Source organism: Anaerotignum sp. (genome assembly GCF_030625865.1).
Classification (GTDB): domain Bacteria; phylum Bacillota; class Clostridia; order Lachnospirales; family Anaerotignaceae; genus Chakrabartyella.
This window is the reverse complement of the sequence record NZ_DAOUQB010000024.1, coordinates 1-26,199: the sequence shown is the minus strand read 5'-3', so window position 1 is coordinate 26,199 and position 26,199 is coordinate 1. Positions and strand designations below refer to the sequence as shown.

46 protein-coding genes and 1 tRNA gene are annotated in these 26,199 nt (G+C 40.2%); all 47 read left to right on the top strand.

Features of this window, described 5'->3' with window-relative positions:
• Positions 1-6 precede the first annotated feature (6 nt).
• The gene (locus P9Q65_RS08460) at positions 7-726 is read left to right on the top strand and encodes a phage antirepressor KilAC domain-containing protein (RefSeq protein ID WP_304508959.1); all 720 of its coding nucleotides are present in this window, start codon (positions 7-9) and stop codon (positions 724-726) included.
• Positions 723-941 carry a hypothetical protein gene (locus P9Q65_RS08455; protein WP_304508958.1) on the top strand — a complete coding sequence of 73 codons (219 nt, stop codon included), beginning with the start codon at positions 723-725 and terminating at the stop codon, positions 939-941. Before P9Q65_RS08460 ends, P9Q65_RS08455 begins: the two co-directional genes overlap by 4 nt.
• Before the next feature lie 173 nt (positions 942-1,114).
• A complete protein-coding gene (locus tag P9Q65_RS08450; protein WP_304508957.1) occupies positions 1,115-1,285 on the top strand; it encodes a hypothetical protein in 171 nt (56 codons plus the stop codon).
• Positions 1,286-1,414: 129 nt separating this feature from the next.
• On the top strand, positions 1,415-2,146 hold the full coding sequence (locus P9Q65_RS08445; protein ID WP_304508956.1) for a hypothetical protein: 732 nt from the start codon (positions 1,415-1,417) through the stop codon (positions 2,144-2,146).
• Positions 2,143-2,421: an AbrB/MazE/SpoVT family DNA-binding domain-containing protein gene (locus P9Q65_RS08440; protein WP_304508955.1), complete on the top strand. Its 279-nt coding sequence runs from the start codon at positions 2,143-2,145 to the stop codon at positions 2,419-2,421. Before P9Q65_RS08445 ends, P9Q65_RS08440 begins: the two co-directional genes overlap by 4 nt.
• Positions 2,418-3,167: a hypothetical protein gene (locus tag P9Q65_RS08435; RefSeq protein ID WP_304508954.1), complete on the top strand. Its 750-nt coding sequence runs from the start codon at positions 2,418-2,420 to the stop codon at positions 3,165-3,167. Before P9Q65_RS08440 ends, P9Q65_RS08435 begins: the two co-directional genes overlap by 4 nt.
• 301 nt (positions 3,168-3,468) lie before the next feature.
• The gene (locus P9Q65_RS08430; protein ID WP_304508953.1) at positions 3,469-4,092 is read left to right on the top strand and encodes a hypothetical protein; all 624 of its coding nucleotides are present in this window, start codon (positions 3,469-3,471) and stop codon (positions 4,090-4,092) included.
• A gap of 4 nt (positions 4,093-4,096) precedes the next feature.
• A complete protein-coding gene (locus P9Q65_RS08425; protein ID WP_304508952.1) occupies positions 4,097-4,279 on the top strand; it encodes a hypothetical protein in 183 nt (60 codons plus the stop codon).
• Positions 4,273-5,370: a DUF1351 domain-containing protein gene (locus tag P9Q65_RS08420; RefSeq protein WP_304508951.1), complete on the top strand. Its 1,098-nt coding sequence runs from the start codon at positions 4,273-4,275 to the stop codon at positions 5,368-5,370. The genes P9Q65_RS08425 and P9Q65_RS08420 overlap by 7 nt, the downstream gene beginning before the upstream one ends.
• Positions 5,363-6,268 (top strand): recombinase RecT, encoded by a 906-nt coding sequence (locus P9Q65_RS08415; protein ID WP_304508950.1) that lies wholly within the window; start codon positions 5,363-5,365, stop codon positions 6,266-6,268. Before P9Q65_RS08420 ends, P9Q65_RS08415 begins: the two co-directional genes overlap by 8 nt.
• Positions 6,258-6,890: an MBL fold metallo-hydrolase gene (locus P9Q65_RS08410; RefSeq protein ID WP_304508949.1), complete on the top strand. Its 633-nt coding sequence runs from the start codon at positions 6,258-6,260 to the stop codon at positions 6,888-6,890. Before P9Q65_RS08415 ends, P9Q65_RS08410 begins: the two co-directional genes overlap by 11 nt.
• 8 nt (positions 6,891-6,898) lie before the next feature.
• A complete protein-coding gene (locus P9Q65_RS08405) occupies positions 6,899-7,306 on the top strand; it encodes a RusA family crossover junction endodeoxyribonuclease (protein ID WP_304508948.1) in 408 nt (135 codons plus the stop codon).
• Positions 7,306-8,184: a phage replication initiation protein gene (locus tag P9Q65_RS08400; RefSeq protein ID WP_304508947.1), complete on the top strand. Its 879-nt coding sequence runs from the start codon at positions 7,306-7,308 to the stop codon at positions 8,182-8,184. The genes P9Q65_RS08405 and P9Q65_RS08400 overlap by 1 nt, the downstream gene beginning before the upstream one ends.
• A complete protein-coding gene (locus P9Q65_RS08395; protein WP_304508946.1) occupies positions 8,168-8,932 on the top strand; it encodes an ATP-binding protein in 765 nt (254 codons plus the stop codon). Before P9Q65_RS08400 ends, P9Q65_RS08395 begins: the two co-directional genes overlap by 17 nt.
• Entirely contained in the window at positions 8,932-9,354 is a 423-nt protein-coding gene (locus P9Q65_RS08390) for a single-stranded DNA-binding protein (protein WP_304508945.1), read from the top strand. The genes P9Q65_RS08395 and P9Q65_RS08390 overlap by 1 nt, the downstream gene beginning before the upstream one ends.
• Positions 9,317-9,562, top strand: a complete 246-nt coding sequence (locus P9Q65_RS08385) for a hypothetical protein (RefSeq protein ID WP_304508944.1) — start codon at positions 9,317-9,319, stop codon at positions 9,560-9,562. The genes P9Q65_RS08390 and P9Q65_RS08385 overlap by 38 nt, the downstream gene beginning before the upstream one ends.
• Positions 9,563-9,677: 115 nt before the next feature.
• Positions 9,678-10,316: a hypothetical protein gene (locus P9Q65_RS08380; RefSeq protein WP_304508943.1), complete on the top strand. Its 639-nt coding sequence runs from the start codon at positions 9,678-9,680 to the stop codon at positions 10,314-10,316.
• 2 nt (positions 10,317-10,318) lie between these two features.
• Positions 10,319-10,729 (top strand): YopX family protein, encoded by a 411-nt coding sequence (locus P9Q65_RS08375; RefSeq protein ID WP_304508942.1) that lies wholly within the window; start codon positions 10,319-10,321, stop codon positions 10,727-10,729.
• The gene (locus P9Q65_RS08370; RefSeq protein WP_304508941.1) at positions 10,726-11,076 is read left to right on the top strand and encodes a hypothetical protein; all 351 of its coding nucleotides are present in this window, start codon (positions 10,726-10,728) and stop codon (positions 11,074-11,076) included. Before P9Q65_RS08375 ends, P9Q65_RS08370 begins: the two co-directional genes overlap by 4 nt.
• Entirely contained in the window at positions 11,073-11,390 is a 318-nt protein-coding gene (locus P9Q65_RS08365) for a hypothetical protein (protein WP_304508940.1), read from the top strand. The genes P9Q65_RS08370 and P9Q65_RS08365 overlap by 4 nt, the downstream gene beginning before the upstream one ends.
• Entirely contained in the window at positions 11,387-11,683 is a 297-nt protein-coding gene (locus tag P9Q65_RS08360; RefSeq protein ID WP_304508939.1) for a hypothetical protein, read from the top strand. The genes P9Q65_RS08365 and P9Q65_RS08360 overlap by 4 nt, the downstream gene beginning before the upstream one ends.
• A 35-nt stretch (positions 11,684-11,718) precedes the next feature.
• Positions 11,719-12,081 (top strand): hypothetical protein, encoded by a 363-nt coding sequence (locus tag P9Q65_RS08355; RefSeq protein WP_304508938.1) that lies wholly within the window; start codon positions 11,719-11,721, stop codon positions 12,079-12,081.
• A gap of 2 nt (positions 12,082-12,083) precedes the next feature.
• On the top strand, positions 12,084-12,275 hold the full coding sequence (locus tag P9Q65_RS08350; protein ID WP_304508937.1) for a hypothetical protein: 192 nt from the start codon (positions 12,084-12,086) through the stop codon (positions 12,273-12,275).
• A 2-nt stretch (positions 12,276-12,277) separates the two neighbouring features.
• Positions 12,278-12,700, top strand: a complete 423-nt coding sequence (locus tag P9Q65_RS08345) for a hypothetical protein (protein ID WP_304508936.1) — start codon at positions 12,278-12,280, stop codon at positions 12,698-12,700.
• Positions 12,701-12,780: 80 nt separating this feature from the next.
• Entirely contained in the window at positions 12,781-12,918 is a 138-nt protein-coding gene (locus tag P9Q65_RS08340) for a hypothetical protein (RefSeq protein WP_304508935.1), read from the top strand.
• Between the two features lie 13 nt (positions 12,919-12,931).
• Positions 12,932-13,105, top strand: a complete 174-nt coding sequence (locus P9Q65_RS08335) for a hypothetical protein (protein ID WP_304508934.1) — start codon at positions 12,932-12,934, stop codon at positions 13,103-13,105.
• A 13-nt stretch (positions 13,106-13,118) separates the two neighbouring features.
• Entirely contained in the window at positions 13,119-13,334 is a 216-nt protein-coding gene (locus tag P9Q65_RS08330; protein WP_304508933.1) for a Lar family restriction alleviation protein, read from the top strand.
• Positions 13,335-13,721, top strand: coding sequence for a hypothetical protein (locus tag P9Q65_RS08325; RefSeq protein WP_304508932.1), 387 nt, complete (start codon positions 13,335-13,337; stop codon positions 13,719-13,721).
• 91 nt (positions 13,722-13,812) lie between these two features.
• Positions 13,813-13,886, top strand: a tRNA-Ile gene (locus tag P9Q65_RS08320).
• A 20-nt stretch (positions 13,887-13,906) separates the two neighbouring features.
• Positions 13,907-14,413, top strand: coding sequence for a terminase small subunit (locus tag P9Q65_RS08315; protein ID WP_304508931.1), 507 nt, complete (start codon positions 13,907-13,909; stop codon positions 14,411-14,413).
• Positions 14,400-15,608, top strand: coding sequence for a PBSX family phage terminase large subunit (locus P9Q65_RS08310; protein WP_304508930.1), 1,209 nt, complete (start codon positions 14,400-14,402; stop codon positions 15,606-15,608). Before P9Q65_RS08315 ends, P9Q65_RS08310 begins: the two co-directional genes overlap by 14 nt.
• A complete protein-coding gene (locus P9Q65_RS08305; RefSeq protein WP_304508929.1) occupies positions 15,609-16,919 on the top strand; it encodes a phage portal protein in 1,311 nt (436 codons plus the stop codon).
• A gap of 4 nt (positions 16,920-16,923) precedes the next feature.
• Positions 16,924-18,096 carry a phage minor capsid protein gene (locus tag P9Q65_RS08300; protein ID WP_304508928.1) on the top strand — a complete coding sequence of 391 codons (1,173 nt, stop codon included), beginning with the start codon at positions 16,924-16,926 and terminating at the stop codon, positions 18,094-18,096.
• A 160-nt stretch (positions 18,097-18,256) separates the two neighbouring features.
• Positions 18,257-18,823 carry a phage scaffolding protein gene (locus P9Q65_RS08295; protein ID WP_304508927.1) on the top strand — a complete coding sequence of 189 codons (567 nt, stop codon included), beginning with the start codon at positions 18,257-18,259 and terminating at the stop codon, positions 18,821-18,823.
• Between the two features lie 14 nt (positions 18,824-18,837).
• Complete coding sequence (locus P9Q65_RS08290; protein ID WP_304508926.1) at positions 18,838-19,710, top strand: hypothetical protein; 873 nt, start codon at positions 18,838-18,840, stop codon at positions 19,708-19,710.
• A gap of 12 nt (positions 19,711-19,722) precedes the next feature.
• Complete coding sequence (locus P9Q65_RS08285; RefSeq protein ID WP_304508925.1) at positions 19,723-19,857, top strand: hypothetical protein; 135 nt, start codon at positions 19,723-19,725, stop codon at positions 19,855-19,857.
• Positions 19,858-19,887: 30 nt separating this feature from the next.
• Positions 19,888-20,169: a hypothetical protein gene (locus P9Q65_RS08280; RefSeq protein ID WP_304508924.1), complete on the top strand. Its 282-nt coding sequence runs from the start codon at positions 19,888-19,890 to the stop codon at positions 20,167-20,169.
• A 4-nt stretch (positions 20,170-20,173) separates the two neighbouring features.
• Positions 20,174-20,920 carry a hypothetical protein gene (locus tag P9Q65_RS08275; RefSeq protein WP_304508923.1) on the top strand — a complete coding sequence of 249 codons (747 nt, stop codon included), beginning with the start codon at positions 20,174-20,176 and terminating at the stop codon, positions 20,918-20,920.
• Positions 20,921-20,932: 12 nt separating this feature from the next.
• Positions 20,933-21,298 carry a hypothetical protein gene (locus P9Q65_RS08270; protein ID WP_304508922.1) on the top strand — a complete coding sequence of 122 codons (366 nt, stop codon included), beginning with the start codon at positions 20,933-20,935 and terminating at the stop codon, positions 21,296-21,298.
• Positions 21,288-21,626 (top strand): DUF6751 family protein, encoded by a 339-nt coding sequence (locus tag P9Q65_RS08265; protein ID WP_304508921.1) that lies wholly within the window; start codon positions 21,288-21,290, stop codon positions 21,624-21,626. The genes P9Q65_RS08270 and P9Q65_RS08265 overlap by 11 nt, the downstream gene beginning before the upstream one ends.
• Positions 21,623-22,039: a minor capsid protein gene (locus tag P9Q65_RS08260; RefSeq protein WP_304508920.1), complete on the top strand. Its 417-nt coding sequence runs from the start codon at positions 21,623-21,625 to the stop codon at positions 22,037-22,039. Before P9Q65_RS08265 ends, P9Q65_RS08260 begins: the two co-directional genes overlap by 4 nt.
• Positions 22,020-22,442, top strand: a complete 423-nt coding sequence (locus tag P9Q65_RS08255) for a hypothetical protein (protein ID WP_304508919.1) — start codon at positions 22,020-22,022, stop codon at positions 22,440-22,442. The genes P9Q65_RS08260 and P9Q65_RS08255 overlap by 20 nt, the downstream gene beginning before the upstream one ends.
• Before the next feature lie 5 nt (positions 22,443-22,447).
• Positions 22,448-22,936, top strand: coding sequence for a hypothetical protein (locus P9Q65_RS08250; protein ID WP_304508918.1), 489 nt, complete (start codon positions 22,448-22,450; stop codon positions 22,934-22,936).
• Positions 22,937-23,026: 90 nt separating this feature from the next.
• Entirely contained in the window at positions 23,027-23,395 is a 369-nt protein-coding gene (locus P9Q65_RS08245; protein WP_304508917.1) for a hypothetical protein, read from the top strand.
• Positions 23,392-23,988, top strand: a complete 597-nt coding sequence (locus P9Q65_RS08240) for a bacteriophage Gp15 family protein (RefSeq protein WP_304508916.1) — start codon at positions 23,392-23,394, stop codon at positions 23,986-23,988. Before P9Q65_RS08245 ends, P9Q65_RS08240 begins: the two co-directional genes overlap by 4 nt.
• Positions 23,989-24,040: 52 nt before the next feature.
• Positions 24,041-24,376: a hypothetical protein gene (locus tag P9Q65_RS08235; RefSeq protein ID WP_304508915.1), complete on the top strand. Its 336-nt coding sequence runs from the start codon at positions 24,041-24,043 to the stop codon at positions 24,374-24,376.
• Between the two features lie 61 nt (positions 24,377-24,437).
• Positions 24,438-26,199 (top strand): phage tail tape measure protein (locus tag P9Q65_RS08230; protein ID WP_304508914.1); only part of this gene is annotated, 1,762 nt, incomplete at its 3' end.

Below are 26,199 nucleotides of genomic sequence, written 5' to 3'. Positions count from 1 at the left end.
ATGCAAGTGAACCAATTAATAAAAGTAAATTGCAACTCAGACCGTCCAACAGTTTTAGGGCGTGACCTACACGAATTTTTGGGAGTAAAAGAAAGATATAACGATTGGTTCCCAAGAATGGTCGAGTATGGCTTTGCTGAAAATGTTGATTTTACAAGTTTTACTCAAATTTCAGTAAAACCCCAAGGCGGCAGACCAAGTCAAGACCACCAACTCACTATCGAAATGGCGAAAGAGATTTCCATGCTCCAACGCAACGAAAAAGGCAAACAAGCCAGACAGTATTTTATCCAACTTGAAAAGGATTGGAATAGTCCAGAAAAAGTAATGGCTAGAGCGTTGCAGATTGCAGACCATAAAATACATAGCTTGACAGCACAAATTGAGCAGGACAAGCCAAAAGTTATTTTTGCTGATGCAGTATCAACCGCAAAGTCAGATATTTTGATTGGAGAGTTAGCGAAATTGTTAAAGCAGAACGGCATCGAAATCGGCGAAAAACGTCTTTTTGAATGGCTTAGAGACAAAGGTTATCTTATCAAGCGCAAAGGGACAGATTGGAATAGCCCGACACAAAAGAGCATGGAAATGTCTTTGTTTAAAACCAAAGAAACAACCGTATGCCATTCCGACGGACACACCAGTATTAATAAAACAACCAAAGTCACAGGCAAAGGACAAGTTTATTTTATCAATTTGTTTTTGAATCGAGGTGATTCACTATGAAAAAACGCTTAACCACAAAACAAGCCGCCATTCTCATGGGAGCAAACGAGCAGTTTGTAAGGGATGGGTTGAAAATGGGCGATTTCGCATGGGGAACGGCATTAAAGCGCAGTAGCAGATATACATATTACATTAATCTGGATAGGTTCTGCGAGGAATACAGACTTAATCCAAACGAAGTAGCCGCGCAGTTGATGAAAGATAAGACAGTATAGGACGAGAGAAGAACGGTCACCACACAGGAGTAATACATATTAAAGCATTTCAAGAAAGGAGTTTTAAATGAAAGATTTTATTTTGTACTGGTTTTTAATAGATACACTGTTACTAACCCTTTCAAAACGGTACAGACACCATAGAGCGCATTGGTTATTAAAGGAGGAATAACATGAACCTAAATTTGCAACTCAACGGCACGCCTGAGGAAATAGCGGAGTTCTTTCTTTCCTTATTCGGCGAGCCTGACAAAGAAAAAGTGTTGGGATTTATCCCACATACGCAAGGCTGCACCGAAGCAGAAAAAGCGTTGTTGTATCAGCGGATTGTACAAGGGTGGTGAAGATATTGAAATCCCAATTACGCTACATATGTTGTTCTGAATGCGGCGAAAAGTGGAACGTCGCAAATACAACCGATACGTCGCATGGGTATTATTACCCGAGGTGCAGAGCGAAAAGGAGGAAAAGAATTGCAGTACATAGCGAGCCTTTCGTACGGCAAAGACAGTATAGCCATGCTGGAAGTAATAAAACAGCATAATATGCCACTGGACAGGATTGTACATGTTGAAATCATGGCAACGGATACAATCCCAGCGGATTTGCCTCCAATGATGGAGTTTAAGAAAAAAGCGGACAAGATTATTAAAGAACGGTATGGGATTGAGGTTGAGCATATTCACAACAAAGAAACCTATGAGCATCATTTTTATAGGCGGTATATGCGAGGAAAACGAGTAGGTTTAATATATGGTTTCCCGTCCATTCGCGCACCTTGGTGTAACAGCGATGTTAAAATACCGGAATTAAAAAAACTCAATAGAAACAACATTGCCTACATTGGCATAGCTGCAGATGAACCCAATCGTTTCCATAACTTAACAGAACGTAAAATATCGCCATTAGTTGAGTGCGGAGTATCCGAAACAGAAGCTAGAAAAATATGTGAAGAATTAGACCTTTTAAGCCCAATTTATGCACATTCAGCAAGAGGTGGCTGCTGGTTCTGCCATAATCAACCAATAGCGCAATTACATTTGCTCCGCAAGCAATATCCCGAATATTGGGCGTTGATGCTGAAATGGGACAATGATAGCCCTGTAACATTTAAACCAAATGGAACGACCGTGCATGATTTTGAGCAAAGATTCGCGTTCGAAGATGCACAGATAACATTATTCGAAAAGGAGGAAAACACATGATAGGATTTATACGCAAAATTGACGATTTAGGCAGAGTTTGCATCCCAGCCGAAGCGAGGAACGCGCTGGGAATTAAGAATGGTGATCCGATGGAAATTTTCATCGAAAACGGCACGATTATTTTTAAACCATACCATTCCGCTATAGAGGTAACAAGCCTGTTAGACCGCATCAAAGAGCGGATTAACATTGACGAATACGGCGAGGAATTGACAGCCGCGTTAGAAGAAAAATTGGCAGAATTCAGAACGATGGTTGAGGGGGATAAGGAATGAACTTAGAAGAAAGCATCAAAGACGTAATTCAGCAAAAATTGTCAGATGGCACTATCGAAAAAATCATTGCTGAAAAGCTGGAAAGTGGCGTGAGCAATGCCATGGAAAAATTATTTAGAAGTTATGGCGATGTAGGCGAAGTTATCGAGAAAAAAATCAAAGAGATTATGATTCCTGCAATTGAGCGTCACGATTTTTCCGCTCACTTAATCAAACTTGATTCAATTTTAACCGAAATCGTCAACAGTACGGCTTTGGTTGATAACAAAAAGTTATTGGAAAACTTCAAAGAATTAATGATTGAAGATGAAAGTCGCAGGGTTATCAAGGTTTCTGAACTATTCGGGATGTGGTGCAATTATGTTGCGAAAGAAGTCGAAACAAATGGGTTAGAGGTTGTTTTTGACGATGGCCCCAGCTATGAATATGTTGATGTAACGATGGTTGTTGAACACGAAGAAGGTCGCGGATGGTCTGACATTAAAAAGGCAAACATCATTTTCGAGTGCGAACATGACGAAAATATGAATTTCTTGATTCCCATTAGCAACTGGTCGAGATTTGATGGCGAAAAATGGGATATTGATTTTAAATTAGGCTCCGATATTGAAAGTTTAAGACATATGAGCGGCTTTGAAGTTACTTTATTAAAACTTAAAAGGGGTTTTTGTAAAATCGTACTGGATGAAGAAGAAATGGAAGAATCTGTGTCACCAGAAGCAGAACCAGAAGCAGATTGGAGTTGATAACTATGACCAATTATAAGCGTCGTAGAGCCATTCAATCTATCAAAGCATTAATTATATGGTTGGTTGCAATTACGGCTAATATCGCATTTATTTATGCCGCTATAGATGCACTGTGGACAAGTTGGCCTATACTGTGCGGTTTTATCATCGTGGTTGTTACATGGTCACTCGTGGTGCAGATAGATGAAATTACGCAGGACATAATGAAATTAAAAAAGTCCCATAGGTGCTGCAACACCAGAAAGGGACATTGATAAAAAGTCACTGTAATTGTAGAACATAATTAGGAGGATGTCAAATGGCAAAATTTAATATTGAAGTAGAACTTGATTGGATAGAAGACGAAGAATTTTCTATCGATGATGAAATAAAGGCGCAAGTGATTTCGGGTGTGAAAGAAAGACTACTCAAGAAAGCAACCGAAGAATCTGTAAAGGCCGTTGATGATGTAATTTCCGAAAAAATCAAACAATCAGAAGAAATTATCCAGCAAAAAGTTGACGATTTTATCAAAATGATTTGCGAAGGTGAAATTTCAAAAATGAAAATCCCTTGCAAGAAAAGCACTTGGGGAAGTGAGATAGAGTATAAATCCATGAGCGAATATGTAGGCGAGCGTTACGAAGCATTTTTGAATCGTAAGGTGTTTGATAGTGATGGTAGCGAAGCTAGATATGAAAGAGACAGAAAAATCTCTATAAATGAATATTTTATCGATAAATATTTGGAAAAAGAACTTGCTTCTAAAGTTAGCGCAATGATTAAAAAAGCTAAAACGGAATCAGAAGAAATGGTTTTAAAAACACTTGAACAAAACTTAAAAGACCAGTTGGCGGTGGAGACGATTAACAGATTAAACATCCCCAAATTGCTTGAAAATTTACAACTTAAAGCCGCCGAACTCGAACCGGAAAAGGAGTGATTTTATGGAATCAGTTGTAAATAAAAATTTAACTACCGAATTACTACCCGAAAACGATATGCAGGAGTTGCAAGAGTTGAACGGTAGAGTTAAGGCTACGCTTACATACATAGAGGCTGCAGAATATCCAGAGTCAAAGGTTATTTATGCAATGTTAGGTGGGAAAAAGGAGGATGTCAAATGTTAATCAAATGCAAGTTTTTAAACGATGACGGAACACCGAAAGGCAGAGAATATACATATGGCAGTAGAGAAGAAGTGGCAGAGGGAGAAGTTGTTACCACGGAAGAAGGGAAAAAGCTGGTTGTTACTTCCACCGATGTTCCACAGGAAGAGAGCGAAAAGTACGGCGATAAATTGAAATATGTTAATTCCATCATTGATTTAGAATCACAAAATGTGACGATTGACGAAATCAATCAACCGCAAGATTTAATTGTTGTGGAACAGTTGCCCATCATTAAAGAACGGCTGAAAAGCCTATCTGACGAAATCGACACGAAGGTAAACAGCGCATTAGCATTGCCTTGTACAGAGGATAATATCAAGGCTGTAAAGGCGGCAAGGGCTGAGTTAAATAAAAAATACAACGAACTCGAGGAACAGCGTAAGACGGTAAAAAATGTAATTATGGCACCATATGATAATTTTTTGAATGTTTACAAAGCTTGCGTATCTGACAAATTGACTGTTGCAGATGCCACACTCAAGAAGCGTATTGGAGAGGTCGAGGGAGAGTTAAAAACCCAAAAAGAAACGGAGGTTAAGGCATATTTTGACGAATATTTATGCAGTAAAAATATAGATTTTGTATATTTTAAAGATGCAAAAATTAACGTCACATTGTCCGCGAGTGTGAAGTCTTTGAAAGAACAGGCGCAACAATTTATTGACCGCATTGCTGATGATTTGGCTTTGATTGATACACAGGAATTTAAAGAAGAAATCCTTGTGGAGTATAAAAACAATTTGAATTGTTCTCAATCAATTACGGCAGTGGTTGCACGCCATAAAGCCATTGAGGAACAAAAAGCCAGACAGGCAGAAATTGAAGCTAAGAGACAGGCGCAAGCCGAAGCTGCTAAGAAGGTTGAAAATGTCGCTTCTACGCCGTTAGAACCTCCAAAACAAGCTGTATCTGCACCAGAACCAAGACCGCAGGAGTCAGAAAAAGCACCAGACCCAGTAAGAACGTTGTCGTTTAAGGTAACAGCACCAATCAGCAAACTGAAAGAATTAAAAGCTTTTTTAGTAGAAGGAGGATATAAATATGAGTAATCAAGTAGCACAAAGACCCAAGTTTTCCGTAGCAATCCAGACTGATACATATAAAAACCTTATCAATAACACCTTGCAAGACCCTAAAAGGGCGCAACGGTTTATCGCTTCTATTAGTTCGGCGGTGGCTATCAATCCAGACTTACAAACATGTGATGCAGGAACAATTTTATCAAGTGCATTGCTCGGAGAAAGCCTTGAATTGTCACCTAGTCCGCAGTTGGGGCAATACTATATGGTTCCGTTTAAAGATAAAAAAAATAACAGAACAGTGGCTACGTTTATTCTTGGATACAAAGGTTATATCCAGTTAGCGCAACGGTCAGGATATTACAAACATATTAATGTGGTTGCGCTCAAAAAAGGCGAATTAATCAACTACGACCCTTTAAATGAAATAATCGAAGTTAATATGATCCAAGATGATATGAAGAGAGAAGCGGCTGAAACAATCGGTTATTATGCAATGTTTGAGTATCTCAATGGATTCAAAAAAATCATGTATTGGTCTAAAGAAAAGATGGCTAACCATGCAAATAAATATAGTCCAGCTTTCAGCCTCAATGCCTACACTATAAATACAAAAAATGGGCCTGTCAAAAAAGTATCTTTCGAAGATTTTGAAAGAGGAAATTACGATAAGAGTACAGAATGGCTTTATAGCAGCTTTTGGTATAAGGACTTTGACGGTATGGCATACAAAACGATGTTGCGTCAGTTAATCAGCAAGTGGGGAATAATGAGTATTGATTTAAGACAAGCTTTTGAAGCTGATGAAACCATGATTGACAAAGATGGTACACCTCAATATGTGGACGAACCAGACATCACAGACCTTACACCAGAACCGGAACCACAGCCGGAAGAACCAGAAGAGGTGTCCATGGATGATCTATAATATCATTTCTACAGGCAGTAAAGGCAATGCGACGGTAATAGACAAAGTAATTTTGATAGATTGCGGGGTGCCGTTTAAGGCACTCCTGCAATACTACCGAGATATTCAGCTTGTTTTATTAACCCATATTCACGGAGACCATTTTAATAAGGCAACCATCAGAAAATTAGCCTTTGAACGCCCGACATTGCGGTTTGGGTGCTGTGAATGGTTGGTTACGGATTTACTGAAATGTGGTGTTAAAAAGGAACAAATTGACGTGTATGCACCTGGTTATTGTTTTATATATCCTAAGTTTACAATTATGCCAGAACGGTTATTACACAATGTTTCAAACTGTGGATATCATGTATGGATTGCGAATAATGCGTTGTTTTATGCAACAGACACAAACAGCCTAAACGGCATAGAAGCACCTAACTATGATTTGTACATGATCGAAGCAAATTATTCGGAGCCAGAGATTTTGGAACGGATAAAGGAAAAAGAGAGCCAAGGTATTCATTGCTATGAATATGACGTTTTGAAAAATCATTTGAGCCTAGAAAAATGCAACGATTGGTTGTATAGGAATCTCGGCGATAAGAGCGAGTATATTTATATGCACCAGCACGAGAATTGAGGTGAAACATGGAATTTAAAATTGAAATACTAGGTACACCAGTCCCTAAGGGTCGCCCTCGGTGGTCGAAACACGGTACCTACACACCGCCGAAAACAAAGCAACACGAAAAATACATACAGCAATGTTGGGATGCAGTATATGGCAATTTAAGCCCCACAGACAAGCCTTTAGCGGTGCAGATAGCCTTTTATATGCCGATACCCAAAAGCACCACGAAGAGAGCGAAAGAGTTTATGTTGATAGGTAAAATTCAGCACACCAAAAAACCAGACCTGGACAACATGGCAAAAGCAGTATTAGACGGTTTGAGCGGTTGTGCGTACAAAGACGATAGTCAAATTTGGATGCTATCAGTCAAGAAGGAATACTCCGAAACCCCTAAGACGGTTGTGTGGGTGCAGGAGGTGGAATAGTGGCACAAAAAAGAATGTTTACAATACACATTTTAGACAGCGATGCATTTTTAGATATGCCTTTATCAAGCCAATGTTTATACCTTCACCTAAATATGCGTGCTGATGATGATGGGTTTATAGGGAACCCAAAGAGAATACAGCGCATGATAGGTGCGAGTGATGATGATTTGAAGCTGCTTATTGCAAAAAGGTTCGTTCTTGTGTTTGATGATGGCGTAATCGTTATTAAACATTGGAGGATGCATAACACCATTCAAGGGGACAGGTATACACCTACAGTGTATCAAGAGGAAATGAATAAATTGCTGATAAAAGGCAATAAATCATACTCTTTGAACGATGGAAACAAAATGTTTCCAAAATGTAAACAAAATGATAACACAGGTTTAGGTTTAGGTTTAGGTTTAGATTTAGATAAAGGTTTAGGTTTAGGTTTAGAAGAGGGCAAGGGAGAGGATGAAGAACCAAAAGAAAAGAAAACTTCGTTTTCACCCTCCATTTACATCAAGGAGCAATGCTTTTCCTATTCTCTTGGAGAAAAAATGCTTGAATGGGTTGCATACAAAAAAGAAAACAGGAAGTCATACAAAGAAACAGGACTAAGAAATTTATGCACTCAGGTTAAAAACCAAGTTTTAAAATATGGCGAAAATGCGGTTATTAATTTAATTACGGAGTGCATGGGTAACGGTTGGCAAGGAATCGCATGGGATAAATTAGAAAAACGAGGTGACAGCAGTGGAAAGCATAGAACAGATAATGCGGAACGCTCAGAACGAGTTGAAGAAACAGAAGGGGAACGACTTAATCGAATCGCCCTCGAAAGAGCAGGAAATAAACCGGGAGGACTACAAGATATTGAATGCGACTTCTGATTGTCCGTATGGGCAGTGCGATGGCACAGGGATAATTCATCTCGTGGAAAAAAAGACTGGTATCTTGTATGACGCATTTTGTCAGTGTCACAAAGATGCAATGCAAAAGAACAGGCTTAAGTTTGCAGATATACCGACGGAGTTTACAGGGTTGACAGTAAATTCATTCGAAGTAAATTGCTATGAAAATGAATCAAATACACAGCTTGCCAGAAAAGCAAAACAAATGACAGCCAACTACATACGCAGTTTTGAAGAATTCGAACGTGATGGCAAGGGGATTTATTTCTACTCAAAAACAAGAGGAAGTGGAAAGACAAGGCTTGCGGTAAGTTTGGGAAATGTGTTGCTTAACACAATTGGACGACAAGTAAAGTTTATCACTAGCATTGATTTATTGCAGGAGATTAAAAACACCTACAACAAGGACACCGAATACACAGAAAGTCAAGTGATTGAATCTGTGACCGATGTTGATGTGCTGATAATTGACGATATCGGCGTGGAGAATAAAACGCCATGGGTAAATGAAATATTGTTCGGGATATTCGATAATCGGATGAAGCACAGTAAAATCACGATTTTTACTAGCAACTGCGAAATTGAGAACCTGGAACATGACGAAAGATTGAAAAGCAGGATTTTTAAAATGTGCATCCCGATTAAGATGCCGGAAGAGGACGTCAGAAAGGCTATTGCCAGAAAAGAAAATGAGGAATTGCAAATTAGATTGATGGAGGGTAAGTGATGAACAAGGCTATTCTTATGGGCCGCCTAGTGCGAGATCCTGAAATAAGATACTCACAGGGAGCAGAACCAAAGGCGGTAGCAAGATATACTTTAGCGGTCAACCGCAGATTTAAGCAAGAAAATCAACTGGATGCTGATTTCATCAACTGCGTAGCGTTTGGCAAGGCTGGGGAGTTTGCGGAGAAGTATTTACACAAAGGCATGATGATTTCCGTTGTCGGCAGATTGCAAGTTCGTTCCTGGGATGACAACGAAGGGAAAAAACGATGGAGTACGGACGTTGTGGTTGAGGAACAGTATTTTGCAGAGAAAAAATCCGATGCGGGAAAAAGCGTTTCGGGAAATCAACAGCAAAATAATAGCGAAGATGGCTTCTATCCGATTGACGAAACTATCGAAGATTCGGACTTACCTTTTTGATGGAGGGTTGACGATGCCAAAAATAATTCAGCTGGACTACGACACCCGAGAACCTGTCGGCACATACGACAATATCAGATTAGCCGCCAATGATAACTACCTCAGCTATATCAGTCTGAGAGAACGGTTGGCAAGGGGCGAGGGTACAGCGGTATATAACGACAAGAAATTGATATTTATCAAGGCGTACAAGCCTAAGCCATTTTAAGGCTGTTACAGGCGTTTTAGTTTTTAGGTGAAGAATTAGTCACCGAAGATATAAAAATGGATACAGCGGGGCAAATTTGGACGAGAATAGGTATTCACGATAAGGAGTGATATAGTTGAAACCAATTTTATTCAATACAGAAATGACAAAGGCTATTTTGGACGGCAGAAAGACGGTAACAAGGCGGAATCCTTTTCAGTTTGTGATGAAAGACGGATACAATCCGAACTATAGCGGATATTCGTTAGGGGAATATTTTACAGGACACATTAAAACGGGAGTTTGCTTGTATTCTCGTGGAGCGCATGACGTTTGGGGAGTGCGAAGTAATGTTGTAAAACCGAAATATCAAGTTGGTGATGTACCGTATGTTCGGGAAACGTGGTGCGACAGATGGCTTCCGGATGGATTTTTAGAAGGCAAAAATAGATATGGATATAAAGCGGACGGTGAGCCAACATTTGGTTATTGGGGAAACGAAAAACAATGCAAAGACAATGTGTGGATACCATCCATCCACATGCCCAAAGAAGCCGCAAGAATCTTCCTGAAAGTGACTGGTGTTAGGGTTGAACGGTTGCAGGAGATGGCACAAGAGGACGCCATTAAAGAGGGCGTGGAAAGTCCAAGCGAAGAGCAGTTTGCTGAATTATGGAATAGCACAATCAAAAAACAAGACCTTGATACATACAGCTGGGACGCTAACCCATGGGTTTGGGTGATTGAGTTTGAGCGAATTGAGAAGGGGGAATAACAATGCGAGAGATTTTGTTTAGAGGTAAACGGAAAGATAACGGGAAATGGGTGTATGGCTATCTTGCAGAAATAGAAACAGCTTGGGATAGATATGAATATGGTTCATTGCCTACAGAATATGAAAAAGTAATCATAAGAACTGATTTGCTGACGAGGGAACCAGTTACCATTATCACCGAAACCGTCGGACAGTGGACTGGTCTGACGGATAAGAACGGGGTTAAGATTTTTGAGGGGGATTTCATAAACGATATTGACTACGGCATTATGATTTGCGTCTATCTGCATGGTTCTTTTGTTTTTCAGTCAATTAAAAATAATATGTTTTGGATAGATTTGCAAAGGTATGTTCCGGTCATCGAAGTTATTGGCTCAATCCACGACAATCCAGCGAAGGGAGATACAGAATGAAAAAAAGGGATCGAATAACGGACGAACATAAAGAACACAAAATAGATTATTTGAAAAAACTTCAAGCCTATGAAAATACTGGATGGCAACCTGACGAAATAACGCCTAAGCCAGGGAGCGTTGCGGATTTAAACAAAAATATTGTTAAGCCGAAAAAACACAAAATACATCTTGTTTCACGGTCAACTGCTGATAACAAGAGGACGTTTTGGGGAATCAAAATGGATGGAAAAGAATTAAGCATTGACGAATTCGGAGAAGCAATTGGAATTAAAGGAAATACGGTTAGATCGTGGGTGACACATAATGTGTTTGAACAGAGGATAAGAGAGAAGGGCTTGATATGATTAGACCTGAGTTATTACGTGATATTGGAGATTTAGCCAATGAGGAATTGTTATTTGCAAACCAAAAGTTTCCTTTGTTCGCTTCTCCGCATGAGGGATATGCAGTGCTGAAAGAGGAAATTGAGGAAACGGTTGATGAAGCAGAATCGTTAAAAGAAAATGCAAAGAGCCTATGGTATCAAATAAAAAATAACAGTGATGTGTCATTACGCATTGAAATGATTGAGAGTCATGCGTTGCAATGTGCCGCCGAAGCAATCCAAGTGGTAGCAATGTGCAGGAAGTATAGGGATAGTTTGGGAGGTGCTAAATGAGCATTGAGGAAACGGTAAAGGCGTTGCGGTGGATAGCTAAAAATGACGAGGTTGTTTTCAATGCGGAACAGGCTAATATTGCCGCAGACCAGTTAGAACAGCTTCAAGCCGAGAATGAGCGGTTGAAAGCAGAAAAGCCTGTAACGTGCGGGGAATGTATTAATTTAATCGAACGGCACTATGAGGATAAAGGTGAAAAGCCTTATATAAAATACGGATGCAAATACAGGGGTTCATATCAGGTTCACACGAATGAATTTTGCAGCTATGGCGAACGGAGGGATGTGGAGTGAATGAGATTGAAAAAATAAAGGGTTCGATATCCTTCATGGAACAATGGAAACAAGTGTGGATTTCCGAACTAGCCAAGTGTTATATGGATACAGCCATTCAAGCCGTGCAAGAAAAACTAGAACGGGAGAACCCAAAGCCGCTGACGCTTGATGAATTGGAAAGCATGGTAGATGAACCAATATATTGCGTATCTATTGACGGCGAAGAAAAAAACCAATGGGGAATACTTGCATTATCCATGATGGGAACGGTTGGAATTTGGACAGATGAGATATATATATTTTTGGAGAGAGACTACGGCAAAACATGGCTTGCATACCGATACAAACCCGATCTTGTTAACGTCAACAAAATCGAGCATATCGCTCAGGTGGGCGAGATGATGGAGGGGGAATAGGGATGAAGGAATTAACAATCAAAGTTAATCTCACTGATGATGATACAAGCACAGACGTGACGAACTTACTTTTGAATGTTATGGAAGTCTGTGGAGATAATTTTTACAGTATCGAAAGTGCAGATGTTGACGGAAGAGAAATATTTTCTGTCGGAAAAGGAATTTGTAGAGATTTTTGTAAAAAGGGGGAATAGGGATGCGGTACATAGATGCGGAAATCGCAGAAAAATCTTTACGGCAATACGCAGATCAGAAACACGCCAACGGGGAAATTGAACTTGCCAATGGAATTTTAAAGGCTGTGTGCAAATTAAAAACACTGCCTGCCGCCGAACTCAAAGCAAGGCTAAGTAAGGCGGTGGAGTTGCCGTGTAAACTGTTATGCGCTCCAGGGGATTTGGTCTTTGAAGCAAATATAAACCGCAATATAATGTCAGTCTATGAAGTGACAGAAATTGCAATACAGCAAGGCTTTGTAAGTTATAGGTGGAAGATTGTAGACGGAATTTATAGTAGATTGACAGGATTTAGTGATTTAGATTTTGGCAAAACTGTATTCCTCACCGAAGCCGAAGCACAGGCGAAGTTGGAGGAAATGAAAGGTGGTGCGGAGTGTTGAATAAAACAACAACACGTGAGCGAATAAGAAGTTTTCTAAAAAGATTGTTTCTAGTTTGGTTCATTTCTCTTGGGATATATATGACAATTGCAATTGCTTGGGGATTTGCAGAAACAGCGATGTACGGTCATACCAATCCGAATGATATAGATAGCATTGTGACTTTTATACTTACGGTGCTGATATTTGACAGACTGAAAATTAAAATAAATGTTTGAAAGGCGGTGCGTTATGAGCGAAGAACGTAAAATGTGCGGATTTATAAAAGAATGTAATGAGTTCATAGCAAGAGAGTTGTCAGGGGGAGGTTTCAAAGCTACAACAATGGGCAAATTAAAAGGTTTTCTCTTTCGGCTGATAATTGACGTTGCGGTCTGGTTGGATAGAAGGAATATGCCGTTTTAGGGGGGTGTGAGGTATGGAGGAATTGAAGAAATGCCCGTTTTGCGGCGGGGATGTTAAAGCAGTGACATACGATGATGATGGATTCTTGAGGGTTCTGGATAGTGATGATATTGAAGAAGATACTGCTCCGTGCTTTATTCATTGCTATAATTGCGATATGGAATATTTCCCTTGTGATGATAGGTGCGCTGATGTGATAAGTGCGTGGAACAAAAGGGCGGGTGATTGATTGAAAGAAAGAGATTTAAAGATACTTGAACTATCGCCGAACAGATACAGGGAACTGAAATACTTTTGCCGTCAATACCGAGAGAAACAATCACAGTTACGGTCAATTACCGAGTTATCCTCTCCTAGCTTTGGAGGATGCGGTGGAGGAAATAAAACGTCTGATAGAACGGCAGATACAGCGTGTAGACGGGCGCAGTTAGAAAGGGATATAGAAATCATTGTCCAGTCTGCAATCGAAGCTGACAGCGAGATTTATCCGTACATAATCACTAATGTGGTGGATGGAGTGGCGTATGAATATTTAGATGTTATGTGCGGTCGCAGACAGTTTTACGAAGCAAGAAGAAGGTTCTTTAAGATATTGTCTGATAAAAAGGGTAACTAAAGGGACATACTTTTGTGTTATTATGATAGTGTTAATAATTCATGATATTCCTCGGAAAGGGGCGTTGGCTTAGGTCGGCGTCCTTTTTTGTAGGCGTTTAACTCAGTTGGTTAGAGTACCTGTCTTATACGCAGTTAGTCGTGGGTTCGAATCCCACAACGCCTATTTAGTAAAAATAGAAAGGGGTGGTATTTACGACCGAAAAACAAAAGAAGTTTGCAAATGAATATTTAATCGACCTTAATGCCACCAGAGCATATAAAAAGGCGTATCCTAAAATTAAGAATGACGATGTAGCTGCACAAGCTGGAAGTCGGCTGTTGAGGAATGTCAAGGTTTCGGAATATATAGAAAAACGCATGAAGGACAGGCAGAAGAGAACTGAGATAACACAGGATAAAGTAGTTGCTGAATTGGCTAAAATAGGCTTTGCCAAAGTGACTGACTTTCTTTCTGTTTATGACGGCCATGTTTTTATAAAATCAACAGATGAAATTGAGGAAGAAAAAATAGGGGCAATTGCTGGTATCAAAAAAGGTGCAAACGGAATTGAGGTTAAACTTAATGATAAAGTTAAAGCTCTTGAACTACTTGGAAAGCATTTGGGTATGTTTGATAAGGTTGAGGAATATAAAGATGCTCTTGAAAAGCTTGACTTAATTTTGGAGGGGATTGACAATGCAGCTAAGTGATATGCAAAAGGACTTCTGGAACAATGCTCACAGCCGTTGGAACATCAAATCAGGGGCTACACGTTCGGGTAAGACTTATCTTGATTATTATATCATTCCACGCAGAATTCGGGCTGTAGCAGGCAAAGAGGGGCTTGTAGTTATACTTGGCAATACAAAGGGGACATTGCAAAGAAATATAATTGAGCCGCTCCAAAAGATATTTACTCCTGCTTTGGTATCGGATATTCGCTCTGACAATACGGCAATGCTTTTTGGAGAAAAGTGTTATTGCTTGGGTGCAGATAAAATTAATCAGGTCGACCGCATTCGAGGGTCAAGTATCAAGTATTGCTACGGTGACGAGGTTGTGACATGGCACGAGGATGTTTTCAATATGCTTAAATCTCGTCTTGATAAGCCGTATAGCTGTTTTGATGGTACTTGCAATCCAGAAAGCCCCAACCATTGGTTTTATAAGTTTCTACAGAGTGATGCAGATATTTATTTAAGGCATTATACATTAGATGATAACCCATTTTTAAGTAAAGAGTTCGTAGAAAACCTAAAGAAAGAATACTACGGGACGGTTCTTTACGACCGCTACATATTGGGTAAATGGGCATTAGCTGAGGGGCTCATCTATAAAATGTTTGCTGACTGTCCAGAAAAGTACATGATCGCAAAGAAAGATTTGCCTAGATTCTCAAGCATCAACATAGGTCATGACTTTGGCGGTAACAAATCAAATCATGCATTTGTAGCATCCGGTATCAGCTTTGACAATCATCTTTACAAGCTTAGAGCCAAGAGCATAAAGGCAACGGGAATGAGTTTTGATAAACTGCAAGCTGAGTTTGTAAAGTTTGTCGAAGGTATTATAAAAGATTACGGCTATCCCGATGGTGTTTACTGTGATAGCGCAGAGCAGACCATGATTAACAGCTACCGACAGCATACGCCTTACCCTGTCTACAACAGTATTAAACGCCCTATAAACGACCGTATTAGATGCACACTATTATTAATGGGCGGCGAACGGTATCACATCGTTGAGGGCGAATGTGACGATTTAGTAAATGGTTTGAAAACTGCGGTATGGGATGATAAGAGCCTGGAAGATAAGCGTCTGGATGATGGCACAAGCGACATTGATATTTTAGATGCCGACGAATATAGCTTTGAATACAATATCTATAGATTGGTGGGTGATTAAGTGTTAAAGACATTATGGGAATATATTTTAAAGCTGTTTGGTCGCAATAAAACAGACACGACAGACAGTGATTTAACAAGCAACGCAACATATGCGAGCCAATTCGAAAACGCCGAAGAAGTTAATTTCACAGCCATATTCGCCGCCAAAATGACCACTCTGTCAGTTAGCGAAAGTACAGCGGATATTGTAGGGGAAAATGCGAGAGTGGCTTTTTTGGACGAATGTGCGGTTGATATGTGGGCAAAGATAAAACGGATTACTTCCAGAATGCTTGGGACTGGCGGCTGCGCTGTTGTTCCATATGTGCAAGACGGAGCGATTCATTTCGATGTGCTGACGCAGGATAGAATTATGATCCATGAGAAACAAGGTGACAAAATTACCTCTGCTACGGTATTGGCTGACAGCGTGACACAGAATAATGTCAAGTATTATCGGTGGACAGATTACAAAATTGAAAATGAAACAATATTTATTACAAACAGAGTAACAAATGAAAGTGGAAAAGACGAATTTATTGAGCAATGGGAAGGGATTGAGGACAGGGCGATAACGGGTGTTGACCGTGTGTTGTTTGCTTATTTGAAGTCTCCTGTAGACAACCGACAATTCAGTGACTTTTACGGCGTGCCAATTACTTACGGTTGTGATTCAATTATTGCGGAAATTAAGGAATGCATGAGCCAAATTCAAGACGAATACAACCTAAAAACGGTTAAGGTATTCGCTGATGAAAGAATGTTTCAGAAAGACCCGAAAACAGGGAAATATATCATGCCTAGCAAGCTATTTTTTGCCGCTCATGGTAATGACACAGATACCATGCTTGAGACATTTAGCCCTGATATTAGAGACAGTAGTTATTATAGCCGTCTACAATACTTATTTGAACTATTAGAGCGTGCTATCGGAACCAGTAAAGGCGTTTTAACCGCACCCGAAACCAGAGGGGCTACAGCAACGGAAATTAAGGCAGGACTATATGATACATACGCAATGATCGGCGATATTCGTACGGTCATTGAAAACGGCACAAGAGATTATATTTATGCTTGCAATGTTCTTGCCAATTACTACGGGTTATCGCCGCAAGGGGAATATGATGTTGCTTTTGACTGGTCGTATTCATTAATCGAGAGCAGTACAGAAACATGGGCACAGCTTAAGGACGCACAGGCAATGGGAATCAAGAGCAAGGTTGAGTTAAGACAATGGATGAATCCGAATGAGACATACGATGAATCACAATCCATGATTGATGAAATTAAGAAAAATGAGCCTACATTAAGCGATTTAGGAATCGGGTGATTGAATGCTTACCGAAGAGGAATTAAGCTTCTTAGCTGATGTTTTCGGTGAAAGATTCGGAGATGTTGGCGCAGGGCTGTTGAAAGATATGGCTGAATCACTGAAAGAGACAGGCGATTTAATACCATCCTATGCAAACCGATTGCAACAGCTTTATACCTATGGTTATGATGTGGATTTGATTACCAAAGAGTTAGCCAGGGAATCAGGGAAAAGTCTCAAGGATATTGAGAAATTATTTAATTCAGTGGCACAAGAGGGTTATGACTGGTCAAAGCCGTTTTATGATGCAAAAGGGATAAAACAAATTCCGCTGGCTGAAAACAAGACGTTGCAAACTATTATAGCATCTGCCGCCAAGACAACCAAAAACAGCCTGTTAAACCTAAGTAATACAAAGGCAATTGGTATTGGTGGAGGGAAAGACTTTCAGTCGATAGGAGCGTTTTATAAAAAGACGATTGATAAGGCTATTACCGCCGCCGCTACTGGTGCAGAGGATTACAACACAGTAATTAAAAAAGCAATCAGAGAAATGAGCCAAAGCGGCTTAAGAATTAAATATGAAAAAGGCTATACAAAGCGTTTAGATTCCGCTGTAAGGCAGAATGTGCTTGACGGTATCAGCTATATCGCCCAAGAAACTGCAAGGGCTACAGGGGAAGAATTTGGCGCAGATGGGGTGGAAATATCAGCCCATAGCCCATGCGCCCCTGACCATATACCGTATCAGGGTAACCAGTACAGCAATAAAGATTTTGACAGTTTACAAAAAAGCCTTACCAGACCTATTGGAGAATGGAATTGCCGCCATATTGCCTATCCAATCATTTTGGGGATTAGTAGCCCCACATATTCAGAAGGTGCGTTAAAGCGTATAGAACATCATAGCAATAAAATTATCAAAATTGACGGCAAAGAATACACCAGATATGAATGTACACAGATTCAACGGAAATTAGAAACTGCTCTGCGCTACAAAAGAGAGGAAAAACAGATATTTCAAGCTGTTAAAGATGTGGACGGAACAAGAGAAGCAACTGCAGATATTCGTATTTTATCGAATAAATATAAGGAAGTCAGCGATAAGGCTGGACTGCCTACCAAGGCAGAACGCACAAGAATTGTAACAAAGCAATTAAGGGATAAAAATATTGAGGGGGTGATTTCGGAGTGAAAAAGTTACTTATTGGCTTTTAGCTTGGAGGTGATCCGATTATCTCGTCCTTGGCAAGACGTTAAAGGGCTTATTAGTCAGTAGATTAGACTTAAAACAGTCAATTCGTGGTGGACAGTAAAACACCTAAAACTACTTAATGCGAAAGGGGTATAAATATATGAAAACAGAATTTTTGAAATCGCTTGGTTTAGAGGATGATGCAATCTCCAAGATTATGGCAGAGAACGGCAAGGACATTGAGAAAGAAAAAGCAAAAACAACCGAAATGTCAACAAAATTGGAGGAATCTAAGACTAAGATTTCTGAATACGAGACAAAGATTACAGAGTTGCAGTCTTCCAGTGGTGATGCGGAGAAGTTTAAAACTGAACTGGAAACGCTGAAAAAGACAATCGCGGATGAAAAAGCCGCCGCAGATCAGGCAGCAAAAGAAGCGAAAGAACATGAAGAATTCCAAAACCGCTTTAATTCCGTTGTCGGTGAACAGAAATGGCGGGATGAATTGACGCAAAATGCTGTTTTTGGTGAGTTTAGAAAGGCTCTGGCAGATGAAGCAAACAAAGGAAAGGGTGATAAGGATATTCTGGAAGTATTGACGAAAGATAAGAATTATTTTGAAAATCCTAATAAGCCTAGCGATATGCCAGGTATGGGAAGTGCAAGTATGACAAGTGTTGAAGAAAATCAAATGAGGGCGATCATGGGATTAGCCCCTAAAGAATAAGGGAGGTTTAAAACATGGCAAATAGTATTGTATTAGCAAAAAATTATACCAATTTATTGGACGAGGTTTATAAAAATGCATCTGTTACCGCTGATCTTATTAGTGATGGATCGATGATGCGTGCTGGGGCAAATGCAAACGAGATTTTGTATCCACAGATCAGTACAACGGGTTTAGGTGATTACACCAGAAATAGTGGATATACTACTGGTGCGGTTAATGTATCTTGGAAAACAGCCACTTTTAACTACGACAGAGGTACAAAAATCTCCGTTGATACCATGGATGACCAGGAGACATTTAATATTGCGTTCGGACAGGCAAGCGCATCTCTACAGAGAGAAAAAGTTGCACCGGAAGCAGATGCATTCACATTCGCAACATTAGCGGGGATTACAGGAATTTCCACAGCCACGGCGGCTACATATGCAGATGCGGAAGCTTTCCTTGCGGCTTTAATTGTAGCAAAGAATAAAATGGACGAGGACGAGGTACCAGAGGAAAACCGCTTGCTTTATGCTACACCAACATTAATGAACAGCGTAATGGCATTAGATACCACGAAGTCAAGAGAGATTTTAGCGGCATTTACCACAAAGAAAACTGTTCCTCAAAGCCGTTTTTACACTGACATTGATTTGTTGGACGGTTCTACGGCAGGAGAAGAAGCTGGACACTACCAGAAATCAGCAACAGGCAAGGACATCAACTTTATGATTATCCACAAGCCAGCAATCATTAAATTTGATAAGCACGTTGTAGGTAATGTTATCGACCCTGCAAGTAACCCCGACGCAGACAGCTATATTGTAAAGTACCGTAAATATGGAATTGTCGATGTGTATGCAAACAAAGTGGCAGGGATTTACTTATCCCATAAAGCATAAGGAGGTAGGCATATGCGTAAAATTGGATTGCACGTAAAACCAGAAAAGGAAGTTGATGAAAGTAAGGCTTTGAAAAAAGAGATTTTAACTTTGAAAAAAGAAAATGCAGAACTAAAAGCACGGTTGGACAAAAAAGAGGGCAAATAACCCTCTTTTCTTTTGAGAGAGGTGATTTGATTGGATGCATTTAAAAATATACATATTGGGCAAGAAACACTTGAAATTGCCACAACTGTAACAGGATTAACAGCAAGTATTTACAAAAATGCGGCACGGGGTATTGTGACTGTCAAAAGCGGCACAGTCTACTTTACGACCAGCGGAACAGAGCCGTCAAAAGACAACAGTTTCACAGCCAATGAAGAGGATATAATTACATTAGTAGGCTGGGCTGAATTGCAGAGTTTTAGAGCGGTTGCAAGCACCACGGCATCTATTTATGTAGAGTACAAGGGGTGATATTATGCATATTAATAAAAGTTCGCCCAACCGATTTTTTAAAGATGATATGTCTGTAATGTTTAACGGGCTGGTCGAAGCATTGTACAACTGCAAAATGTCATTACCATTTAGAGGGACAAAAGCAGAAATCCCAAGAGGGTGGCAATTATGTGACGGCACAAATGATACAGATGATATGAGAGAGCAATTTGTAAGGTGTGCGAGTGATGATAGTCAGGTTGGCACAACCAAAGATAGTAGCACTGCACAACCTCAAAGTGGAAACTTTCGGATACCAGAATATAAGCATAGTCATACACTTTTAAATACAAGTAACGGAACTACGCTTGATACTGTAACTAATGTTGATAACAGAAAAGGATTGCATGTTCATGGCTCAATATCTGAGGGCAAAGGATATACAGATGATGCCTATGCAGATGGTACTACAAATAACAACTATTACCCATATGTAACTGGTGCAACTTGGGGAACTTTTCCTTTTAACTCTTTTTCAGGTACTAGTTATAAGTTGCCTTGTTTACCTTACAATTACACTGTAAGTTCTTCAAGATTACAACATAGGCATAAAATAGATTCGGCGAACAGCGAACACCAACATCAGATTAATTTAGCTAGCACGAAGACAAACGAGACTACCTTAGCCGAACATGATACAGCTGGTGGTGATTCTGAGACAGCCCCTCAGCACATTTATATGTATTGGATTGCCTACACTGGCGAACGGGCGCCAAATTGGAACGCATAAGGAGGTGGTTAAATGGCATACACAACCTATGAATTTTATCAGAGCGGTTATCGGGGTAATGCAATCCCCGAAGCTGACTTTGCGAGATTAGCCGAGAGAGCGTCGGAATATATTGACTATGCTACATTTGGCAGAGCGTCAACCTATGATGATACAGCAGACTTATTAAAAAAGGCTTGCTGTGCCGTGGCTGAATCCTATCAGTTAAATGAAAATGGTGGCGGTGTGGTATCTGAAACAGTTGGGAAAATTACAAGGAATTACATTGTTGGCACATCCATTGCACCAACGGAAGACCAAAGACTATATAAGGCTGTGAGCCGATATTTAAGCCGCACAGACCTTTTGTATTTGGGGGTGGATGGAATTGACACCTAACGCGGATTGTACGATTTTCAGCCAACAATATAACTCCGCTACCCGAAAGAATGATTGGGTTAAGGCATTCATTAGCGGCGTATATTGGCAGGGTTCTATTGGTTCTAAAAATAACAAATCTGGTATGGTACAGGATAATGAAACGATTGTATTCATTCCGTTTTCGGCTGTATCTGAATTCAGTTTAAAACCAGAGGATAAAATTTTAAGAGGTGCAACAACAGCGACTACCCCAGTAGGATTAAATGATGCATTGACCGTTACAGGCATTGACACTTTCGACTATGGTAGTTCCGATATGCAGCACTGGGAGGTGACAGCGAAATGAAATATGAAGTTAAGTTGGATAGTCCTTCTAAGATTGCCAAACGTCATGGATTGGGTAAGGGTGGCGTGATACAAAAATACATCGACAGCCGAGTAATTACGTTATCTGCGCCATATACGCCTTTCCAGACTGGTACTCTGACCAGATCAGCAACATTAGGCACTGTTATAGGCAGCGGTGAAGTTACCTACAACGCACCATATGCAAGATATTTGTACTACGGCAAAGTTATGGTTAGTCCTACCACTGGCTCTGCATGGGCAAAAAAAGGAGAACGCAAAGTAGTAACAGCTGAGTTAATTAAATATAACGGTGCGCCAAGGCGTGGGGCGTATTGGTTTTCGAAGATGAAAAAGAATCACGGCAAATCATTATTGAGAGAGGTGAGGGCATTTGGCAAGCTTAATGGATAGCGTGAGAACATTCCTTTGCGAGTGTCCCTATCTTAAAGATGGAGTATTTAATGTTGACTATTTAAGTGGTACTCCCACGGAATACAGCATTGATTCTCTCTCTGTCGACCCGATTATTAAAAAATATGTGGATGGTAGTTCCGTAAGACAGTTTGTTTTTGCTTTCGGCAGTGTGGAGCCGTACGGTTCAGACGTGGACACGAATTTAGCAAATAGTACATTCTATGAGGATTTCGCCGCATGGGTTGACCAAAAGAACAGTAACAAAGAATTTCCTTCGCTTGAAGCCGATAAAACACCCATAGAAATACAGGCGCAAGGAGCAGGATATTTACTCGAAAACACAGAAAATGCGGCGAGGTACCAAGTGCAATGCCGCTTAGTTTATATGCAGAAAGGATGATATAAATGGCAGAAACAGTAATGAGAAATCAAATTGCAGATTATTTGAACACAGGCACAGCAGAAACACCAGCATGGTCACTTATGGGTGTAGGTTTTAACACTTTGGACGAGAATCCCAACGCACAGCAGGACAGTAAAACTTACATCAACCAAGTATCACAAACAACCCATATTAAAAGCTATCAGACGCAATTTCCTTTCGATACTGACTTGATTGCATCAGAGGATGCGGTAATGGCTTTATATACAATCGGCAAGAATCAGAAAACAGGCGCAGATGCGGAATTGGAATATATCAGAGTTGATTTATTTGCGCCGCATCCTACACTGGAAAATACTTATGAAGCGAGAAAATTCACGGTTGCAGCAAGCGTGACAGGTATTACAGGCGCTGGCGGTGAAACAGTGAAAGTAACAGGTACCTTGTACGGCGTAGGTGACGCAATTCAAGGCACATTTGATACATCAACAAAAACATTTACAGCAGTTTAATTTTAAAGCCTACCTTGCTTTGCAGGGTGGGCTATTTATGATATAATTTAGATAAGAAAATAATTCCAACATTATAAGGAGGATTTTAATATGAAAAAATTTGTGAAAAGAACTACAGTAAGGGAAATTGAGATTGGTGGCAATAAGTTTAATGTTGATTTTGGTAAGGATCATATCAGATTCGTATTTCAGAGGGTTGCAGAGGAAAATAAAAATGTTGCAAATACAATCGAAAAAGGGCTTTCCCCTGAGGATGAATACAATGCAATCGTAGAAGCCAACAAGAAAATCTTTGAAAAAGCCATCAATGATATTATTGGTGACATTACAGCAAGCGAAAAGATTTTTGCAGAAGACAAAACAGCGGTATTTCATGCTGATGTTTACACGTTCTTGGTTGAGCAGTTTATGGAGGTCATTAACGAAGAATCCCCTTACTCCCCTAAGCGCGTGAAATGAACCTGTTAATTGATGATTTACCCCACTCAATCTATATTAAAGACAAAGAATATGCCATAAACTGGGGATTTAGAACGGCAATATTATACGAAATGATGATGTTGGACAATGAGGTTTTGGCAGAGGAAAAACCTTTGCTTGCCTTGCGGTTATTTTATCCAACCATTCCCGACGATTGGCAAGAAGCATTGGAGGGGATACAATGGTTCTATCGTTGTGGAGAAGAAGAACGGGGTAAAAGGAAGAAGCGTGGAAGGAATACCAACCAAGATAGAATATATTCATTTGACTACGATGCGCCCTATATCTACAGCGCATTTTTAGGGCAATACGGCATTGATTTGAACGAGGTTGACCGTTTGCATTGGTGGAAGTTTAAAGCGTTATTTCAGGGCTTAAATGAGGACTGCGCTATATCTAAGATAATGGGCTACAGGGCGGTTGATATTAACAGCGTTGGAAAAGAACAAATGGACTTCTACAAAAAGATGAAAGAACAATATGCAATCCCTATTTCCAAGACCGAACAAGAGAAGCAAGAAGCATTAGAGCAAGCTTTAATGGGAGACGGTAAGTTGAAAGGTATATTGTAATTATTGTCAGTTTGTGATATTCTGGAAAAAATACCAGAATAGGGGGATTTGTATGAGAAAAATATTAATTGCGCTGTGTTTGGCGTTGTGTTTGACGGGGTGCGGAAAGCCCGCAAATGTGAGCGAAGATGTTTATAATTTAGGTTTAAAGGCGGTTGATGTGACAGAACAGTTTTTGGCGGCAGATTTAACCGTGGATGAAGCATATGAAAAATTAGATGATATTGAAGATAGGGCTATTATAGATGAAGATTATCCGAAAGATTCATCTGTAAAAGGAAAAATAGGCACTTTAGCTTGGGACGTCCACAAATCTGACGATGTATCAGACGGAACACAAGTAGTAAAAGACGAATTAGATAAATTAAAGTCATATCTCGGAAAGTAATTACGAAGCACTCATTAACTTGGGTGCTTTTTTCATGCAAATTTTAGAAAGGAGGGATTAAATGGCTTACAGTTATGACGGATATTTAAGGTTTAACACGGAAGTCGACCAGAGCGGATTCAATAATGGCGTAAATAGCATGAAGTCAGCGGCCGCAATGGGAGCGAAAGCAATTGGTATAGGGCTGACGGCGGCTACAGGTGCAATAACGGCTATGTCGGTGGCGGCTATTCGGGTAGGGTCTGATTTTGAATCATCCATGAGTAAGGTTGCCGCTATATCTGGCGCAACAGGAGATGATTTACAAGCTTTATCCGATAAAGCCAAGGAAATGGGCGCAACCACTCAATTTAGTGCTACACAAAGCGCAGATGCCTTGCAGTATATGGCTATGGCTGGCTGGGATGCGCAACAATCAATTTCGGGGTTACCTGGTGTCATGAATTTGGCAGCTGCATCTGGTGAAGATTTGGCAAGTGTATCAGATATTGTGACCGATGCTATAACGGCATTTGGACTGAAAGCCGAAGACAGCAGTCATTTTGCTGATGTTTTAGCGGCGGCGGCAAGTAGCGCAAATACTGACGTTTCCAAGATGGGTTACACATTCAAATATGCGGCTCCTTTGGCTGGTGCATTGGGATATTCCATCGAAGATACAGCCGTAGCGATTGGTTTAATGGCTAATGCTGGTATTAAGTCAGAAACGGCTGGTACAGCATTAAGAACCATGTTTTCAAATATGACTGGTGATGTACAACTAACAGGGAAAGAATTAGGGAATTATACTCTTAAAATGCAAGAAGCAGACGGTACTATGGTTCCTTTATCGCAAACCATGGGCAGTTTGAGAGAAGCTTTTGCAAAAATGACCGAAGCAGAAAAGCTATCTAATGCGGAGAAATTAGTTGGAAAAGAGGCCATGTCTGGTTTATTGGCTATTGTCAATGCTAGTGAAGCAGATTACAACAAATTGACAGGGGCTATTCAGAATGCCGATGGTGCCGCCGAGGATATGGCTAAAACCGTAAATGATAATCTCAAAGGCGATTTAACCATACTTGGCAGTACCGCTGAGAGTGTCGGGATAAAGGTTTATGAAAAATTCCAGTTGCCTATGAGAAATGCGGCACAAGAAGCAACAAGCAGCCTAAACAAGGTTTTGCAAAGCTTGAACAGTGGACAACTTGACAAAAGTGTGGATAAAATTGCCGATGCCGCAGGGGATTTATTGGCAACGACGGCAGAATTAGCGGCTGATGGATTGCCGAAACTGATAAATAGTTTTGCGTATATGGTTGACCATGGAAAAGAATTAACATCTGTCATAGTCGGTGCGACAACGGCGTTTGCGAGTTATAAAGTAGCTATTAAAGCGGCGAAGCTAATTAAAGACCTTACAACAGCAGCCACAGAAGCACTTGCAACGGCACAGATAGCAGAGACAGCAGCTACTGGACTAGGCACAAAGGCTTGGGTGTTATTTAATGCAGCTATAGCGGCTAACCCTATAGGACTTGCGGCTATTGCTTTAGGGGCGTTAGCGGCAACAGTTGTTTACTTTAATTCTAAGCAAGAAGAAACAGTATCAGAGAACCAAAAAGTAATTGATTCCACGAATGAGGAAATTGAAGCGTGGGAAAAAGCAAAAGAAGCAAGACTGGATAACGTTCAAGCGCAAGTGTCAGAACTGGAAACAACGCAAGACATGATAGATGAACTTGAGAATCTCACCGACGCAGAGGGCAAAGTTGGCGATAATAAGGCGCGTGTGGCTTATCTGGTAGAAAAAATTAATGAGGTTCTTCCTGATTCAATTAAAT

Coding starts and splice junctions, on each gene's coding strand:
- P9Q65_RS08310 (WP_304508930.1), top strand. CDS start 14,400: ATGCAGCTAAGTGATATGCAAAAGGACTTCTGGAACAATGCTCACAGC.
- P9Q65_RS08365 (WP_304508940.1), top strand. CDS start 11,073: ATGATTAGACCTGAGTTATTACGTGATATTGGAGATTTAGCCAATGAG.
- P9Q65_RS08410 (WP_304508949.1), top strand. CDS start 6,258: ATGATCTATAATATCATTTCTACAGGCAGTAAAGGCAATGCGACGGTA.
- P9Q65_RS08260 (WP_304508920.1), top strand. CDS start 21,623: ATGAAATATGAAGTTAAGTTGGATAGTCCTTCTAAGATTGCCAAACGT.
- P9Q65_RS08290 (WP_304508926.1), top strand. CDS start 18,838: ATGGCAAATAGTATTGTATTAGCAAAAAATTATACCAATTTATTGGAC.
- P9Q65_RS08355 (WP_304508938.1), top strand. CDS start 11,719: ATGGAACAATGGAAACAAGTGTGGATTTCCGAACTAGCCAAGTGTTAT.
- P9Q65_RS08240 (WP_304508916.1), top strand. CDS start 23,392: ATGAACCTGTTAATTGATGATTTACCCCACTCAATCTATATTAAAGAC.
- P9Q65_RS08430 (WP_304508953.1), top strand. CDS start 3,469: ATGGCAAAATTTAATATTGAAGTAGAACTTGATTGGATAGAAGACGAA.
- P9Q65_RS08340 (WP_304508935.1), top strand. CDS start 12,781: ATGACAATTGCAATTGCTTGGGGATTTGCAGAAACAGCGATGTACGGT.
- P9Q65_RS08370 (WP_304508941.1), top strand. CDS start 10,726: ATGAAAAAAAGGGATCGAATAACGGACGAACATAAAGAACACAAAATA.
- P9Q65_RS08450 (WP_304508957.1), top strand. CDS start 1,115: ATGAACCTAAATTTGCAACTCAACGGCACGCCTGAGGAAATAGCGGAG.
- P9Q65_RS08455 (WP_304508958.1), top strand. CDS start 723: ATGAAAAAACGCTTAACCACAAAACAAGCCGCCATTCTCATGGGAGCA.
- P9Q65_RS08350 (WP_304508937.1), top strand. CDS start 12,084: ATGAAGGAATTAACAATCAAAGTTAATCTCACTGATGATGATACAAGC.
- P9Q65_RS08415 (WP_304508950.1), top strand. CDS start 5,363: ATGAGTAATCAAGTAGCACAAAGACCCAAGTTTTCCGTAGCAATCCAG.
- P9Q65_RS08360 (WP_304508939.1), top strand. CDS start 11,387: ATGAGCATTGAGGAAACGGTAAAGGCGTTGCGGTGGATAGCTAAAAAT.
- P9Q65_RS08330 (WP_304508933.1), top strand. CDS start 13,119: ATGGAGGAATTGAAGAAATGCCCGTTTTGCGGCGGGGATGTTAAAGCA.
- P9Q65_RS08275 (WP_304508923.1), top strand. CDS start 20,174: ATGCATATTAATAAAAGTTCGCCCAACCGATTTTTTAAAGATGATATG.
- P9Q65_RS08425 (WP_304508952.1), top strand. CDS start 4,097: ATGGAATCAGTTGTAAATAAAAATTTAACTACCGAATTACTACCCGAA.
- P9Q65_RS08390 (WP_304508945.1), top strand. CDS start 8,932: ATGAACAAGGCTATTCTTATGGGCCGCCTAGTGCGAGATCCTGAAATA.
- P9Q65_RS08405 (WP_304508948.1), top strand. CDS start 6,899: ATGGAATTTAAAATTGAAATACTAGGTACACCAGTCCCTAAGGGTCGC.
- P9Q65_RS08335 (WP_304508934.1), top strand. CDS start 12,932: ATGAGCGAAGAACGTAAAATGTGCGGATTTATAAAAGAATGTAATGAG.
- P9Q65_RS08440 (WP_304508955.1), top strand. CDS start 2,143: ATGATAGGATTTATACGCAAAATTGACGATTTAGGCAGAGTTTGCATC.
- P9Q65_RS08270 (WP_304508922.1), top strand. CDS start 20,933: ATGGCATACACAACCTATGAATTTTATCAGAGCGGTTATCGGGGTAAT.
- P9Q65_RS08375 (WP_304508942.1), top strand. CDS start 10,319: ATGCGAGAGATTTTGTTTAGAGGTAAACGGAAAGATAACGGGAAATGG.
- P9Q65_RS08420 (WP_304508951.1), top strand. CDS start 4,273: ATGTTAATCAAATGCAAGTTTTTAAACGATGACGGAACACCGAAAGGC.
- P9Q65_RS08235 (WP_304508915.1), top strand. CDS start 24,041: ATGAGAAAAATATTAATTGCGCTGTGTTTGGCGTTGTGTTTGACGGGG.
- P9Q65_RS08285 (WP_304508925.1), top strand. CDS start 19,723: ATGCGTAAAATTGGATTGCACGTAAAACCAGAAAAGGAAGTTGATGAA.
- P9Q65_RS08300 (WP_304508928.1), top strand. CDS start 16,924: ATGCTTACCGAAGAGGAATTAAGCTTCTTAGCTGATGTTTTCGGTGAA.
- P9Q65_RS08435 (WP_304508954.1), top strand. CDS start 2,418: ATGAACTTAGAAGAAAGCATCAAAGACGTAATTCAGCAAAAATTGTCA.
- P9Q65_RS08295 (WP_304508927.1), top strand. CDS start 18,257: ATGAAAACAGAATTTTTGAAATCGCTTGGTTTAGAGGATGATGCAATC.
- P9Q65_RS08250 (WP_304508918.1), top strand. CDS start 22,448: ATGGCAGAAACAGTAATGAGAAATCAAATTGCAGATTATTTGAACACA.
- P9Q65_RS08345 (WP_304508936.1), top strand. CDS start 12,278: ATGCGGTACATAGATGCGGAAATCGCAGAAAAATCTTTACGGCAATAC.
- P9Q65_RS08245 (WP_304508917.1), top strand. CDS start 23,027: ATGAAAAAATTTGTGAAAAGAACTACAGTAAGGGAAATTGAGATTGGT.